Origin of the sequence: Sulfurirhabdus autotrophica (assembly GCF_004346685.1) — a bacterium.
GTDB lineage: Bacteria > Pseudomonadota > Gammaproteobacteria > Burkholderiales > SMCO01 > Sulfurirhabdus > Sulfurirhabdus autotrophica.
In genome coordinates, this window is record NZ_SMCO01000003.1 from 69,274 (window position 1) to 85,349 (window position 16,076).

Below are 16,076 nucleotides of genomic sequence, written 5' to 3' on the forward strand. Positions count from 1 at the left end.
TAAACGTAGTTGCAACAACGCAGTAATCATATTTTAACTGGAGGACAATATGTATACACCAGAACTCAGCATGGGTTGGCAACGCGACCTTCCCGATTTTCGTGACCACACTAAGCAAGCAGATGATGTAGCAAAAATCCTGTCAAAATCCAAACGCTTGCAAGCCGCCATAAAAAAAATGCCGGCATCTATCGATTTACGGCAGTGGTGTTCACCTATTGAAGATCAAGGCAACATTGGTTCTTGCACTGCAAATGCCGGAGTAGGCTTGCTGGAGTATTTTGAGCGCCGCGCATTTGGCAAACATCTGGATGGTTCCCGCCTGTTTCTTTATAAAGCTACGCGCAACCTGCTTGGCTGGACGGGAGATCAGGGCGCTCATTTGCGCGCCACCATGAAGGCAATGGTGTTGTTTGGTGTCCCGCCAGAAACACATTGGCCCTATAAAGTGACCAAATATGATGAGGAACCACCAGCATTTTGCTATGCCTTCGCCCAAAACTACAAAGCGCTGAATTATTACCGGTTAGATCCTCCCGGTACGTCGACAAGCCAACTGCTTACAGCGATCAAAAACAATCTCGCTGCCAACTTACCCTGCATGTTTGGGTTTACTGTATATAGCTCGATTCCGCCAAGCGGTGATGGCAAAGGTGAGATTCCTTATCCACTCAAAGGTGAATCAGTGCTGGGCGGCCATGCGATTGTTGCAGTGGGATTTAACGACACCAAAGTGATAGGTAAAAATAAGGGCGCATTATTGATCCGCAACTCCTGGGGCACAAGCTGGGGAATGCAGGGATATGGCTGGCTACCTTATGCTTATGTGGAAAGTGGGTTGGCAGTGGACTTCTGGTCGCTGGTTAAAGCTGATTATATCGATACTGATTTATTCAAATAATCCTGCGTTTTTCTAAATCCCTCATTGCCTGATCTACAAAACTCACTAATTCGGCAGTGTGTTTGATTATTTGATGTGAGGAATCATGGTCGCCTTTCAGGATAAGGAGGCGAACATGATTACTTTTGCGTTTCGCATAAATTTCATGCGCTTCTACCACTGGAACAGTCCGATCATCCTCTCCATGAACTAGCAAGACGGGACAATTTATTTGCTGGATCGTGTTACATGGCGCAATGTCACGAAAACGATGGCCTATCGTGAATTCGACGAAACGCAAAATCAGTTGTCCCAAAGGAAAATACGGGATATGTTTACTGGCTAAAATCCGGCGCATCATGTTTTTCGGGTGCGAAAATGCCGAGATACTTACAACGGCAGCAAGGTTATGGCGATGGGAAGCGACCTGCAACGCTGCCCCTGCACCTACTGAGTGACCCATCGCAATCAGCTTCGTTCCATCAACATTCGACTGTTCTGCCAGCCAGTTTAAAGCGTGCTCCAAATCTTCAGCAAAACGCGGCAATGAGGAGAAAGCATCACTATCGCTTTGGCCATGGTTTCGCGAATCAAAAAACAACATGGCATAGCCAGCTTCATGGAAGGGCTTTGCCAGCGGCAGCATCATTTCAGCGTTGCTGCCCCAGCCATGTATTACGGCTATCGCTGGGGCTGATTGAGTTTTCGAAGCAGGTATAAACCAGCCGAATAACTGCTTGCCATTTTCAGTTTGAATTTTAACTTCTTGGTAGGACAAACCATATTTTTCTGGTGTTCTGCTCTCTCTGATCCGCGGAGCACGAAAGCCATAGTGTACTAATAAAGGAAAGGAAGCTAATACCGCGATCACCAGTACCAAAATAATGAAAGTATCCAAACCGGCCTTGAATATTAGTGCTGCAACTGGCCATATAGCCGGCTGTACAGACCATCATTTTTAATCAATTCCTCATGCACACCTTCCTCAATTATCTGCCCATTATCGAACACATAAGCACGGTCAGCCTGTTTCACAGCGGATAAGCGATGGGCAATAATTAATGTAGTGCGATCTTTTAAAAACTCGCGCATGGCTTCATGCAGTTTAGCCTCTGTTTCAGCATCCAGCGCCGATGTAGCTTCGTCCAGAATGACTACCTGCGGATCAGATAGGATCATGCGTGCGATGGCCAGCCGCTGACGCTGTCCGCCAGAAAGACGAATTCCCTGTCGCCCCACTATTGTATCCAGCCCCTTTGGCAATTCGCGAACAGTTTCAGCTAACTGCGCCACTTCCAGCGCTTGCCACAAACGTGCGTCAGAAAGCATACGACCTAATGTCAGATTCAACCTGACCGTATCATTAAACAATGCCGGATGTTGCAAGACCGTAGCCACATGGCTACGCACCACTTCAAGTCCTATTTCTGTCATGTACACACCATCAAAACTGACTGTGCCTGATTGTGGTGGGTAAAGCCCGAGAATTACCTGCACCAGTGTTGATTTTCCACCACCGGATGCACCGACTAATGCTACTTTCTCGCCCGGCTGAATTTTAAGACTCACCCCATTCAGAACAGGTAAATCACCATAGCTGAAATTGACATTTTCTACCGCTACTCCCACGGTATGCTTGCCTGAAAAAGGATTTTTCAAATGGGGATAATGGGGTTCTTCTTTAAGTCCCAGTAACTGGTTAATGCGGGACAGCGCAGCCTTTGCCCCATAATAAGCATACTGTATACCCAGAATCTCCTGCACCGGGCCCATCATGAACCACAAATAACCAAACACGGCCATCATCTGACCAATCGTCAAATCAGAAAAAACCACCATCAGCATACTGATGGCACGAAATACGTCGAAGCCGAACAAGAACACCATGAACGACAATCGCCCGGCAGCATCACTCTTCCATGAAAATGCAGCTGCGTGTGTACGAATATTGCGTGCTTTATCGATCACTTGCTCAATGTAGTGACGCTCGCGATTGATCGCACGGATTTGCTGAATGGCGTCAAGCGTTTCAGTCAGTGATTGCTGAAACATCTCAAACGCACTGTTTTCACGCTTTTTAAGCTCTTTGACGCGCTTGCCCAGCACCATGGTGAAGTAGATCACAGCAGGATTAAGCAGCAGAATGAATAGTGCCAGTTGCCAGTGCATCCATAGCAGCACTGCAGCTGTACCAATAATACTCAAGACTGCCACTACAAATTTGGCTATTGATGTACCAATAAAACCATCTATCGCATCCAGATCTTTTACAAAATGTGAGGCGACGGCACCACTACCCAAAGTTTCATATTCCGACATTGCAATTCGCGACAAGCGTTGCAGCATTTGTTCGCGCATGCGAAAAACCACATCCTTGGCGATCAAGGTAAAATTCCGCCCCTGCCATACCCCCATGATCAGAGCCGTCAAGCGAAGCGCCAGCGTGGTGAGCAGTACAACACCGACATAAAGTACGGGACCATGCCATGAATCCGGGAACCATGAATTTAAAGCAGCAACCAGCCTACCTGGCTGATGCAGCAGCACTTCGTCTACCAGAAGCGGCATTAACAATGGGATGGGAACACTGGATAGTGCTGCCAGAAAAGCCACAATATGGGCGAGAATCACCCCTTTTTTGTGCTCCCGGACGATGTCCAGGATAGTTGACCAGGTATAGGGGACGGACGTGTGACTGGACATCTTTTAAGGCAATACGGTTACATCTTCAATAATGACATTTTCCAACGGCACATCAGAAGGGAAAGGGCCACGTGGACCAGTACGAACCTGTGCTATTTTCTTTACGACTTCCTGCCCTTTCACTACCTTGCCAAATACGGTGTAACCCCAGCCAGAAATGGACTGACTGGTATGGTTCAGGTAATCATTGTCCTTCACATTGATAAAGAACTGCGCCGCTGCAGAATGAGGATTCATCGTACGCGCCATGGCAATGGTAAAAATATCATTTTTCAATCCATTGTCCGCTTCGTTCCTGATGGGTGGAAATGTCTCTTTTTCCTGCATCTTGCTATTGAATCCGCCACCCTGGATCATGAAGTTGTCTATTACTCTGTGGAAAACAGTCCCTTTGTAAAATCCGCCTTTCACATATCGCAGAAAATTTTCAACAGTTCCAGGTGCTTTGTCTGCATACAAAACGATCGTAACGTTTCCCATGCTGGTTTTCATTTCCACTTGCGGATTGCCCGCAACACTGCAAAACGAAATAATCATACCGACAAAGAAGGCAAACACTTTCAACTTCATTATTCTCTTCCTTTAATGCTCAATATTCACATTGAACAGGCCTTAACCATGGGCATATACTCTAAATGAAAAACTCATCCGAGCCCAATCAATAGTGGATAACCAACCTTTTAATTAGGGCAGTAACAATAGAAATTTACCACTCCGGCCTAAATCAAACGCAGCTAATTTCTATGACTTCAGGGGGATAATATTAATGATTGCCACCGGTTCATCCTGATCAAGGCGATCACCCAGTTCCATGGCCATTTCATCAATGCCTGCAGTGGTAAATAAATCGAGCGGAGTTTCCACTGAAGCTGAGTAAAAAGTGCCTTCATTATCTACAAAAGAAACATGGTAATGATTCATAACAATTCCTTATCACCACGACAAATGCAAAACGAAACAGGGCAGATTCAAAAACAATCTGCCTTTATAACGTTGCCCGATTCTTGAATACAGCTTTAAGTTGCTGCTTCAGGCGGTACTATTTCTTCCGGCTGAGTGGGATTTTCATCGCCCTCTTCAGTGGTCTTATTCAGTTTGTTCTGCCTCTTTTCTTCTTGCTTTTTTTTCTTTGCCAGTTCTTTTTGACGCTTTTCATACTGGAAGTTAGGTTGGGCCAAAATATTATCCTTTAATGTTGTTTGACAGCTTTTATTTCCCTAAATCAAGGAAAGGTTTCGTGGATAAGTACAATACCGTTAAAATAACAATCAGGTAACCAATCAATCGTACCGGATCATCTTTTATTTGATCAAAAACAGTTCTATTTTTACCATCTCGTTTCAATTGTTCATATTCTGCTCTTACCCGGGCAAGTCTTTCCTTCTGATATTGTTCAATTAACCGCTTTGCCTGTTGAAGCTGACCTTCATCATTTAACCATATTGCAGGGGCAGAGACACCCCAATTACCTGCAGGCGTCTCATAAAAGGCAATGTCATGCGCATTTAACAATTCGCGAATTTCCTCAGACTCATCATCAGGCACGCCTCTCAGCATGAACAGTTGAACAGGCATCAGTCAATTAACCTTACGAACGTAAATAAACATGGAGGTATTGGTTAATTTTATTTACTCACTGTTTCCGCTTTCACAGCGATGCTGATATCTCCGACACTTACCACCTGTCCCGCTCGAATCTTGCAGGTTTTACGTAATTCCACTTTACCATCAACAAACACAACGCCTGAGGCAACCATCGTTTTTCCTGCACCACCACTGTCGCAAACCCCCATCAATTTCAGCAGGTTATCTAGTTCAACAAATTCGCGTGTCAAGGTAAATTCAAGGTGTTGCATGACGTCCTTTTTCAAAAAATTTCACCTGAATAAGCTCAGGTCACAGATAACCAGTGTTCTGCCAAGCGGGCCCAGTAACTGGCACCAATTTGCAAAATATCATCATTAAAATCATAAAGTGGATTATGCAGCATACACCCGCCTTCGCCCAATCCATTCCCCAACCAAACGTAGCAACCTGGTTTGGCTTGAAGCATAAATGCGAAATCCTCTGCTCCCATGGATGGATGTAAATCCGTACACACATTATCTTTACCCACCAATTCAGAGGCCACTTTGCGGCAAACTGTGGATTCATCAACTGAATTAATAGTCGCAGGATATCCACGCCTGTAGTCAAGAGTCGCCTGCACACCAAAACCTGCAGCAATGCCGTTACAAATATGCTCCATGGTGGATTCAATCTTTTCCTGCACCTCCTGACGAAAGGCACGCACTGTTCCACCGATTACAGCACGTTCGGGTATGACATTATAGGCTTCACCCGCATGAAAACGCGTCACACTTAATACTGCTGCGTCCAGCGGATCGAGCTTACGACTGGTAATGGTTTGCAAAGCCTGCACCAGCGCACTAGCAGCCACAACCGGATCCGCCCCTTGGTGTGGCATGGCTGCATGGGCTCCGTGTCCACGCACAGTAATATCAAATTGGTCTGTAGAGGCCATCATCGGGCCTGGCATAATAGCAAACTGCCCTGCAGGCACACCTGGCCAGTTATGCATACCGAAGACTGCCTGCATGGGGAATTTTTCAAACAAACCTTGTTCAATCATCACTCTGGCACCGCCCCCCCCTTCTTCAGCCGGCTGAAAAACAAAGTACACAGTGCCATTAAAATGGCGCGTAGCGGCCAAGTACTCCGCTGCCCCCAAGAGCATAGCAGTGTGTCCGTCGTGTCCACAGGCATGCATCTTTCCGTCCAGCGTAGAACGATGTGAAAAAATATTCTGCTCTTGAATTGGCAAGGCATCCATATCGGCGCGCAGGCCGATGGCACGCTCGCTCGTTCCAGCGCGCAACGCCCCCACTACGCCAGTTTCAGCCCATCCTCGATGAACTTCAATTCCGGCAGCCTCCAGCACTTTCGCGACCAGATCACTTGTGCGGTTTTCCTTGAAAGCCAGTTCCGGATGCGCATGAATATCCCGTCTGAGCGCAACCAGGCGCTCATGATTTTCTTTAATTAAGGTTATTACAGACATGGCAAAACTCTCATCTCAGCGTAATTGAGATTTTACACGATAACATAGGCTTGCTTGTGAGCGAATCGAGAAAAGGGACAAAATTGCTTACCCAAAAATACATCAATGATTAAAAACAAAAAAAATCGTACCAGAGCGAATCCTCCCCTCAATGTATCGCCCAGCAGCATTGCGGGGTAAAATACCTGCTTCACGAACATAGCAAGTATGGATTAAAACCAAATGGACATCATCGAATTAGCCGGCTACGGCAAAGTCAAACAGCTTATCAAGTCTGCGCAAGAAGGTGATATTAATGCGCAATTCAATCTGGGCGTCTTATACTTTGAGGGTAAAGATGTACCACAAAATTACCTGGAAGCAGCAAAATGGTATGGTCGCGCGGCTGATCAGGGTGATAAGCAGGCGCAATTTAATCTGGGCCTCATGTGCTATCGCGGCATAGGCATACCTCAAAATTACCTCTACGCCTACGAATTATTCACTCTGGCTGCTGAAAAGGGTGAGGAACGCGCAAAACAGGGAATGGCCGCTATTCTGACCGAAGCTCCCTCTGAAGTAGTAGGCGAGATAAACAAATTAATAAGTGAACAGCCAGATTCAACGCACCACTAAAACCCAACCAGTGATTCTTTAGGGAAAATTTCGTGGCGCAGATGCGGGCAAATTTCTAAATGTCAGGCTGCCAATGAACTCAATGCAAGCGGCTTTCCAATTATGTAGCCCTGTGCATAATCTACGCCAATTTCACGTAGCATATCAAGAATGCTGTCATTTTCCACATATTCGGCGATAATTCCCTTGCCCATGAAATGACCGATTTCAGTAATGGATTTAACCACTGCATAGTCATAAGGATTGGAGTCCATATTCTTGACAAATGCGCCGTCAATTTTCAGATAATCAACCGGCAGATTTTTCAAGTATGCATAGGATGACAAACCACTGCCAAAATCATCCAAGGCAAATGTACAGCCAGTTTTCTTCACCTCCAGAATAAACTCTGATGCGTTGGATAGGTTTGCGATCCCTGCGGTTTCAGTGACTTCGAAGCAGACTTTTTCCATAGGAACTTTCAGGTTCTTTGATTGCTGAATGATGAAATCAATAAATCCTTCTTCATTCAAAGATGCACCGGATAAATTAATTGCAAAGCCACCCACTTCTTCCAATTTGTGGCGATGCAGACCCATCCACTTAAATACATTCAAAATAACCCAGCGATCAACGGCTACCATCCGTCGGAAACTTTCTGCAGCAAAAATCAGATCTGCAGGTGAAATGAGGTTTCCTTGTTCATCCGGTACGCCAAGCAATATTTCGGCATGGTGCAGCAAGGTATTTTTTCTGGAAATTCGGGCAATTGGCTGATAACGAAGCACCAATGAATCATTGTCCAGAGCCTCATCAATTTTTGTGACCCATTTGATGGCTTGCTTGTGTCGCGCCATGCCCGCATCATCCTGGCTATAAACCTGGATGTAATTGGTGCCTTTCAGCTTTGCGCTGCGACAACTCTCTTCGGCTGCCTGTAAAAGCGTGGGCACACTTTCGCTTTCCGGGTCTATTGCTACGAGACCTGCACTAAATGATATTGCGAGACTTTTTTCATCACTGACAAACCGATAATTTTGTAAAGCCGTCTTTTGTCGACCGGTAATTTCCAGCGCCTCGATAACCGTGCAATTTTCAAACAACATGCCAAATTCGTCGCCACCTATACGGGCAACCATACCGCGCTCACCCAGCCCATCTTTCAGCAGCTTCGTCACCTCAACCAGCAATCGATCTCCACCTGCGTAACCAAAGGTATTATTCACAACACTAAACTGATCCAGATCGATATAACAGATCGCATGATGTTGATTCAGTTGCTGAGAACTTGACAGCGCCTGACCAAGGAACCTTTCAAATTCACGTCGATTAATCAAACCTGTTAGCTGGTCATGGGTAGATTCATGTAACAACTGGCGATGCATTTTTTGCAGCATGGCTGTTTGTGCGCGGTCAATTAGTGGTTCTCCAGCATCATCCAGCACAACTGACGTACCATCGCGCAATTGCTGGGCCAATTCAGTCTGAGTTAACGTCAGCTCTTTTAACCCTTTCACATTCACAAAAACAAAATTTTCGAAATACTTGGAAATCCAGGCTAATCGACGACGTTGATGTTCAGTGTCCTTATCAAACAGAATCCAGTCACCCACCTTAAGTCGCCGAACCTGCTTTCTCCACTCTAACAAGCCATCTTCATTAGATGTAGGCGCCTCCGGTTTTTCCTGTTTGTTGCCAGTTGAAGCTGCCACCTTCCTGGCTATACGTTGATCCTCTTCACATGCAGCATAAACGTCCTCAAGATTTTCCTTGTAGGCTTTGTCCTGCAGCCTGATAAGCGAATTCAGATCTTTCAGCATTTTCTCAAATAGCTGAGGAGTAACTTCATCAGCAGATGTCACTTCAGCAATGAGATGATTTATTCTTTTTCTGACGGCGTTATGCCCCATATCGCCGTTTTCCTCACCATACAATTCCAACTGGGCAAGGCTATTGATCACCTGGCGTGCAAGGTGAGATTTATCTGAAAAAAGCGAGTCATCCTGAAGCGCCATTTTAACCATCGGGATCGATAATTCCTGAAGCCATGGTCTTACATTGTTTGCGACCAGTTTATCTTCCAGAACCGAATCAAACAAACTCCCAGCAATATCCAGAATGCGCCCTTCTCGCTCCGGAAGGTGTTTTTGCTCATCCTCTGGCTTCCCGTGTGAAAGCACAGACATCAACTGCGATTTAACGTCTTGCTGAAAACTCCCAGCAAGCGGTTTCAATTTTTCAGAAAATTTCACGCGAGACAATGCTGAAAGCAGTTCATCCGGTGTATAAAACTGTTGCATTTGCGCCGCGTTCGCAGGACCAGCACCTCCAGCCGACTGCCCTGGCCCAGTTTGAGCTACCCCAGCTTGACCTGGCATCCCAGCAGGGCGATAACCTCCTTGCTGTGCAGCATTTTGTTGCAAATTCCCCAAATATTGCACCAGACTATACCAATCCTGTGGCGCCGGAACATTGTCACTTTGGCGTCGACCAGCTACAAAATTTGCATCTCCTCCCTGGCCTCCACCCCCTTGACTGCCGCTGCCTCCTCCCTGACCACCACCTTCAGACTGCTTGCCCGAAACATTGCCAGCATTTCCTGCTGGAGAAGATTGTTGCGAGGAAGACTTCTCTGCTTCTTTTTCAACTTTAGGGGTTGGACGTGGCACTTCTTCACTGGAGGGTTTGATTTTATAAAGGTGCTTTGTATCCAGCGTGACACCTTTATCGTTCAGATACTTATTGATTTTGTCGTACATTTCACCTAATGCAGTGGAAAGTACTTCTTTATAAATCGCATAGCTAACTTGCAGTGCTTTACGATCCAGGGTGACCACTTTCAGTGTATCTTGAAAGCCTTGTCCAAAAGAAGCCGGCGCAAAAGGATTGGTTTCTCTGTCGACTACTTCATTAACCAGCACACCCAGTCGGTGATTAAGATCATTCAATTGATCCTGAAACTCTGCTTCCAGCTTTCTGGCCATATCCGAATAAGCCAGCCATTCTTCAAACTCATCCTCCTCCACAAGCGAAAGGGTTAATGACGAAAGTTCCTGTTCAGATTGATTTGACGACTTTTTTGAGTGGTTAACAAACGGATCAAGCTGTTCCTGCATCTGTTCTTCAAACTCACGCTTCAGAATATTTTCCTGCTTATTGAATACACTCAAAGCATCATAATAAGCATTTTTTTCTGTAATACTCTGTACTTCACCTGCAATGGTAAAGAGTCGATTCGTTACTTTTTCAAAGAAAGAGTTGATAACGGGCTGCACACACTTTTCAGCAAATTTTTTGCACTCGCGCAGCAAGGCTTGCCCATCTACCTTCGGTGAATCAGCTACAGTTGATTTTTTCTCAGCGGGTGGAATGTCGGACTGAGGGGGCTGGCTCGGCCTGAATTTTTTGGCAAAACCATGCAAGAGATGCAGCGCTTCCAGATCAGGCTCAACAAAAGCGATGCCCGCTCCCGATTGATCTGTACGTACCACACGTCCTTGAAAAGTAATAATTTTTTCTCTGGGCAACGCAGGGACACTACAACGAATCTCTATAAAATTCCCATTAACAAGCTGGAATTTTTGAGGTTGGTCAGCATTACTGACATTTTCGTAAGATACGAAAACGCCACCAAGACAAAAATCCTGGATTTCGACTGTGCACTTACCCATACCGGGTGCACTGCACACAGCATCAAGGCTCACAACAAAACGAGTTAAAGCACGTTTTTCCATATTTTTTTGCAGGACTTATCTTATCCCGGATATCTTTGTTTGTCTGAAAGTTTCAAACCGTGCTCACCTAGAATCAGTATAGCTTATCGGCACGAAGTGTGCATTTCTTTAGTTATAAAGAACTAACTATAAATTCCATTTTGCAATTCACCCTATAAAACAGGATTTCAAATTAAGGTTAACCATAAAAAGAAAACACTGCAACCAAGACGTCCAATTTCCAATCAATTATAAAACCATGAATATTTCAAACCAATTCAAACCAATACTGAAAGGGTTATGCCTCATTTTCAGCTGCAATTCCGTTTCCGGCTTAAAGCCATTTTTCGAGAACGGCTTTAATTGCTGCATCCGTTGCAGGCGTTGGCATTGCTATATCAATATGCATCCGCTGACGCACTTTTTCCAGCGCAGGTGCATCCTGTGGATCATAAAAAACCAATATTCGTGTTTCTTTCATAGTCTGAGCTACCGCAAGCAGTGACTCAAGATTACTCAAGCGATCACGAAAGTCGGACTGGAAATAAAAGTCCGCCACAATGACATCCGGTTTCATTTTACGCAAAAGCGCGACTGCTTTGCGAACTTGATACTCAGCAACCACTTCAAAACCCAGCATTTTATATAATGCCGGGAATTTAGCATGTGAAAGAAACTCAATCACTGCCAGTAATTTTTTGGGCTGTTCTTTCATCCTTGTTTCGACCACACCGCTAATTTTAACAATGCCAGAATACACGTATTCTTAGTCGAAAAGCCAGTTCAGCATTCAATCTATCGATAATAAAAATAGCACATAATCACGAATTACAATGAGCTCACCCCATCCGAAATTAAATAAACCCCGAAATCTTCAAAACCATTGCGGTACTGATACTAAAAATACACCTTTAGAGTAAACATGACGTAAGTGCCTGTAAAGGGTAGAATTGCATCTTTTATTAGCATGTTGATTACAAATGTCCATTAACTGGTTTCCTGGTCACATGGTTTCAGCCCGTAAAAAAGCGGCCGAGACAATGGAGTGGACCAACGTCGTCATTGAAGTGCTGGATGCACGCCTGCCCGAGGCAAGCTGCAACCCGATTATCGATGAAATGCGCCTGCACCGCCAGCGCCCTTGCCTGAAAATTCTGAACAAATCTGATCTGGCTGACCCTGTTGTCACCCAGGCTTGGCTAAACTATTACAACAATCAGAAAAATGTGAAAGCAGTTGCGCTGTCCTGCAAAAAACCCAGTGATGTTTTGAAAGTGACTAATTTATGCAGAACACTTGCACCCCATCGCGGCACCAATCTGAAGCCCCTCAACATGATGATTATGGGCATCCCAAACGTAGGGAAGTCCACATTAATGAATGCACTCCTGAAACGACGTGTCGCTGCGGTCGGTGACGAACCAGCGGTTACCAAATCTCAGCAGCGTCTTGAAATCAGCAAACAACTGACTATTACAGACACACCCGGGTTAATGTGGCCAAAAATCGCCTATGAGAGTGATGGCTTTATGTTGGCAGCAAGTCATGCGATTGGTCGCAACGCAGTCATCGATGAAGAAGTCGCCACATTTCTGGCGGGCATTTTGCTTGAACGTTATCCGACCATGATTGCCGATCGATATGGCTGCTCGATTGAGGGACTAGACGCTACGGGTGTGATTGAGGTGGTTGCAAAGCGGCGCGGTTTACTTCTCAAGGGAGGGGATCCAGATTTGGAAAAAGCTGCCCTCATGTTTTTAAAGGATTACAGAACAGGTGCCCTCGGGCGTATCAGCCTTGAAACACCTGACACTCGCTCCGCGATGATTGCCGAACAATCTCAAATCGCAAAGGGTTGATTTCAAAATTTCTTCACGTTGACCAGATTCACCGCAGGATTTCGATAACCCAGTCGAATTTCATCATTTTACAGAGTACGATAGAGTTGCTTGGCAGCGATCACGATCCATGCGCCAATGCTGCTAATGAACAGGTATAATAATGCCATTTTTTGATAAGCTGATCCGCAAATTGGTCCTGCTTAAAACTGACATATGAAAAAAGAATATGACCAAAATACCCAGTGATACCCAGTTACGTGCTCGTGTAAAACTATATGGCAACTTGCTCGGCGGCGTCTTGCGCACCCAGGAGGGAGGACGCGTGCTTACAGCTGTTGAATCTCTTCGCAAAGGTTATATTGATTTGCGCAAGGAAGATTCTCCACGCAAACGTCTTAAACTGGAGCAACTGATCGAATCTCTCGATGCTGAAACGCTCACCCATGTGGTACGTGCTTTCAGCACTTATTTCAGCCTTGCCAATCTTGCAGAAGAATCTTTCCAGCACCATATCCGTCGCGCGCAAGTCTATCGGGGTGGCGCCCTGTGGAATGGATCGTTCGATGCCACCCTGCGCGAATTTCGCGAACAGGGCGTGACGATTGCGGAGCTTCAGGTACTGCTTGATAATGCTGCATACATCCCGGTTTTTACCGCACATCCGACCGAGTCCAGACGCCGGACAATCATGGAGCATCTGCGACATATATTCCTGACTGCCGAGCAACTGGATGATCCTCGCATAGGCAAGGCACAGGACAAAGAACTGATCAAGAAGCTGGAATACCAGATTCAGACCCTTTGGAAAACGGACGAAGTACGAACCAACAAGCCTCAAGTTCGTGATGAAATAAAGAATGGATTGTTCTATTTCCGTGAAAGCCTTTTTGATGCTGTTCCTGAAACCTATCGCTATCTGGAAAAAGCCATTAGGCGCATCTATGGATCCGATCTGACGGAAGGGCAACACATTCGTGTTCCCAATTTACTGCATTTTGGCTCATGGATTGGCGGCGATCGCGATGGCAATCCTTTCGTTACACCAGACACCACCGTACTCGCCTTAAGGCTTCAAAAACGCGAAATATTGCGACTGTATTTGCGAGCTGTCACCGATCTGACCCATGTACTCACTCACTCTAAAAACTTATGCGTGATCAGTGAATCCATGACGGAGAGTCTGGAACAGGATATGGAGCGGTTTACAGCTGTCTTTGGTGATTTTCCACAACGTTTCAGTAAAGAACCATACCGACGTAAGCTTTATGTGATACGACATCGCCTCAAACATAGTCTGAGCGCGCTCGAAGCCCACCTTGAAGGTTACGATGACAGTCCATACGGCGATGCGTATCTTTCAGAACAAGAGTTTCTTGCCGATTTGTATCTGATTCGTGATTCACTGATCAGTCATGGCGACAGTGAGGCTGCCCATGGAGAGTTGCAGGATCTGATCCGCCAAACTGAAACTTTCGGTTTTTTCCTGGTGCATCTGGACATTCGCCAGGAGTCCACGCGCCATACCGATGCGGTTTCAGAGCTTTTCTCGCAACATGCTGCCCTTCCTGACTACAGTTCACTGAACGAAACCGAGCGCCTTGAAGTTCTCGGCGATGCAATTTCCCATGCAAACGAGCTCAAGATAGACAAAAGCAAACTCACCGAAGCAACCAGGGAAACCTTCGAAACATTTGAAGTCATGTCCAGAATGCGCCATGAAATCAGCCCCAAGGCTTTTGGTGCCTATGTCATTTCCATGACTCACACCGCCAGCCATGTAATGGAAGTGATATTTCTGGCCAGCCTTACCGGGCTTGCTGGTCGCAATGGCAATGAATGGTTCTGCAACATCCGTGTTTCACCCCTGTTTGAAACCATCATCGATCTGGAACACATTGAACCAGTGATGACAAACCTTCTTAACAACACCACTTATGCTTCCCTGCTCAAGAGTTCAGGAAACTTGCAGGAAGTCATGCTCGGGTACTCTGACTCCGCCAAAGATGGGGGCATCCTGGCTTCTGTCTGGTCGCTCTATGAAGCTCAGACAAAAATCTCCTCTCTGGCCCGTGCACGCGGTATCGACTGCCGTTTATTCCATGGTCGCGGTGGAACAGTAGGTCGTGGTGGCGGTCCGACGCACGACGCTATCCTGTCACAACCAGAAGGCACTGTCCGCGGTCAGATCAAGCTCACCGAACAGGGTGAGGTTTTGTCATATAAATACAGCAATACTGAAACTGCAGCCTATGAATTATCCATGGGAATCACAGGACTACTCAAAGCCAGTACCAGCCTGATACGCGATCAGAACACCGACCGAAGTGAGTTCCTGCAAATCATGGATAAACTTGCAATGGATGGTGAGGCTGCCTATCGCGGTTTAACCGACAACACAACGGGCTTCGTCGATTATTTCTACGAAGCCACTCCTGTCACAGAAATCGGCCTGATGAACATCGGCTCACGCCCTTCTCATCGTAAAAAGGGCGATCGATCCAAAAGCTCGGTACGTGCTATTGCCTGGGTATTTGGCTGGGGCCAATCTCGCCATACCCTGCCCGCATGGTTTGGCATAGGTACTGCGCTTGAAAACTGGCGCGGCAACGACCCGGACCGACTCGCTAAATTACAGCGCATGTATGTGGAATGGCCATTCTTCCGTGCACTGCTCAGCAATACGCAAATGTCGCTTTTCAAGGCGGATATGGATATCGCTGCACGTTATGCTGAACTTGCAGAAAACAAAGCAATGGCAAACGCTATCTACCAGACAATTCGGAACGAGTATAACCGTACTGTTTCGCATATTTTGAGCATTACTGGAGCTACCAGCTTGCTTCAGGAGACACCTCAATTAGCTTTATCGTTAACCCGTCGCAGCCCATATCTGGACCCGCTCAACCATATTCAGGTTATGTTGCTGAAACGTTGCAGGGATGAGTCATTGCCGCAAGAAGAACGGGACAAATGGCTGAACCCATTGTTGCGTTCAATCAATGCGATTGCTGGCGGTATGCGCAATACCGGCTAATCACGCTCTTGCCACCCACGAAAAAGCCAAAGAGATGAAACCTCTCTTTGGCTTTTTCGTTTCATCACCCGATTTATTCATTCCATTCATTGTCCCACAGTGCTTGCATTGATTTAATACTCAAGGCATCTTCTCAAGGCATCTGCTCAAAACAGAGCTTGATGCTTACCTTGGTCACTGAACAAAATCCTATCCCAGTGTTCTTACCTTGATTAGTTTCGTACGCAACATTTGACAATAGTCCTAACCA

The 16,076-nt window shown here is 46.0% G+C and carries 14 protein-coding genes; 4 read left to right on the top strand and 10 right to left on the bottom strand.

Annotated features, from left to right (window positions below; all coding sequences use genetic code 11):
* Positions 1-49 precede the first annotated feature (49 nt).
* Complete coding sequence (locus EDC63_RS05645; RefSeq protein ID WP_124945969.1) at positions 50-901, top strand: C1 family peptidase; 852 nt, start codon at positions 50-52, stop codon at positions 899-901.
* Here EDC63_RS05645 and EDC63_RS05650 read toward each other — a convergent pair.
* From EDC63_RS05650 to EDC63_RS05680, 8 genes are all read right to left on the bottom strand, one after another.
* A complete protein-coding gene (locus tag EDC63_RS05650; RefSeq protein ID WP_223248232.1) occupies positions 894-1,658 on the bottom strand; it encodes an alpha/beta hydrolase in 765 nt (254 codons plus the stop codon). The genes EDC63_RS05645 and EDC63_RS05650 overlap by 8 nt on opposite strands.
* A 134-nt stretch (positions 1,659-1,792) precedes the next feature.
* Entirely contained in the window at positions 1,793-3,583 is a 1,791-nt protein-coding gene (locus tag EDC63_RS05655) for an ABC transporter ATP-binding protein (protein ID WP_124945967.1), read from the bottom strand.
* A 3-nt stretch (positions 3,584-3,586) separates the two neighbouring features.
* A complete protein-coding gene (locus tag EDC63_RS05660) occupies positions 3,587-4,153 on the bottom strand; it encodes a peptidylprolyl isomerase (RefSeq protein WP_124945966.1) in 567 nt (188 codons plus the stop codon).
* A gap of 171 nt (positions 4,154-4,324) precedes the next feature.
* A complete protein-coding gene (locus EDC63_RS05665) occupies positions 4,325-4,504 on the bottom strand; it encodes a hypothetical protein (RefSeq protein WP_124945965.1) in 180 nt (59 codons plus the stop codon).
* Positions 4,505-4,599: 95 nt separating this feature from the next.
* The gene (locus EDC63_RS18525) at positions 4,600-4,761 is read right to left on the bottom strand and encodes a hypothetical protein (RefSeq protein ID WP_165922919.1); all 162 of its coding nucleotides are present in this window, start codon (positions 4,759-4,761) and stop codon (positions 4,600-4,602) included.
* A gap of 31 nt (positions 4,762-4,792) precedes the next feature.
* Positions 4,793-5,158, bottom strand: a complete 366-nt coding sequence (locus EDC63_RS05670) for a DUF6164 family protein (RefSeq protein ID WP_124945964.1) — start codon at positions 5,156-5,158, stop codon at positions 4,793-4,795.
* Positions 5,159-5,208: 50 nt separating this feature from the next.
* Positions 5,209-5,439 (bottom strand): RNA-binding S4 domain-containing protein, encoded by a 231-nt coding sequence (locus tag EDC63_RS05675; RefSeq protein ID WP_124945963.1) that lies wholly within the window; start codon positions 5,437-5,439, stop codon positions 5,209-5,211.
* A gap of 35 nt (positions 5,440-5,474) precedes the next feature.
* Positions 5,475-6,644 (bottom strand): M20 aminoacylase family protein, encoded by a 1,170-nt coding sequence (locus EDC63_RS05680; protein ID WP_124945962.1) that lies wholly within the window; start codon positions 6,642-6,644, stop codon positions 5,475-5,477.
* Between the two features lie 222 nt (positions 6,645-6,866).
* Here EDC63_RS05680 and EDC63_RS05685 point away from each other — a divergent pair, with 222 nt between their 5' ends.
* A complete protein-coding gene (locus EDC63_RS05685) occupies positions 6,867-7,259 on the top strand; it encodes a tetratricopeptide repeat protein (RefSeq protein ID WP_223248231.1) in 393 nt (130 codons plus the stop codon).
* Between the two features lie 62 nt (positions 7,260-7,321).
* Here EDC63_RS05685 and EDC63_RS05690 read toward each other — a convergent pair whose 3' ends face one another.
* Both EDC63_RS05690 and EDC63_RS05695 read right to left on the bottom strand, forming a co-directional pair.
* On the bottom strand, positions 7,322-10,972 hold the full coding sequence (locus tag EDC63_RS05690; RefSeq protein WP_124945961.1) for a DUF1631 family protein: 3,651 nt from the start codon (positions 10,970-10,972) through the stop codon (positions 7,322-7,324).
* 313 nt (positions 10,973-11,285) lie between these two features.
* Entirely contained in the window at positions 11,286-11,666 is a 381-nt protein-coding gene (locus tag EDC63_RS05695) for a hypothetical protein (RefSeq protein ID WP_124945960.1), read from the bottom strand.
* Positions 11,667-11,931: 265 nt separating this feature from the next.
* Here EDC63_RS05695 and ylqF point away from each other — a divergent pair, with 265 nt between their 5' ends.
* Positions 11,932-12,810, top strand: a complete 879-nt coding sequence (gene ylqF / locus EDC63_RS05700; protein WP_124945959.1) for a ribosome biogenesis GTPase YlqF — start codon at positions 11,932-11,934, stop codon at positions 12,808-12,810.
* Between the two features lie 208 nt (positions 12,811-13,018).
* Positions 13,019-15,826: a phosphoenolpyruvate carboxylase gene (ppc, locus tag EDC63_RS05705; RefSeq protein WP_124945958.1), complete on the top strand. Its 2,808-nt coding sequence runs from the start codon at positions 13,019-13,021 to the stop codon at positions 15,824-15,826.
* The last annotated feature ends 250 nt before the right edge of the window (positions 15,827-16,076 follow it).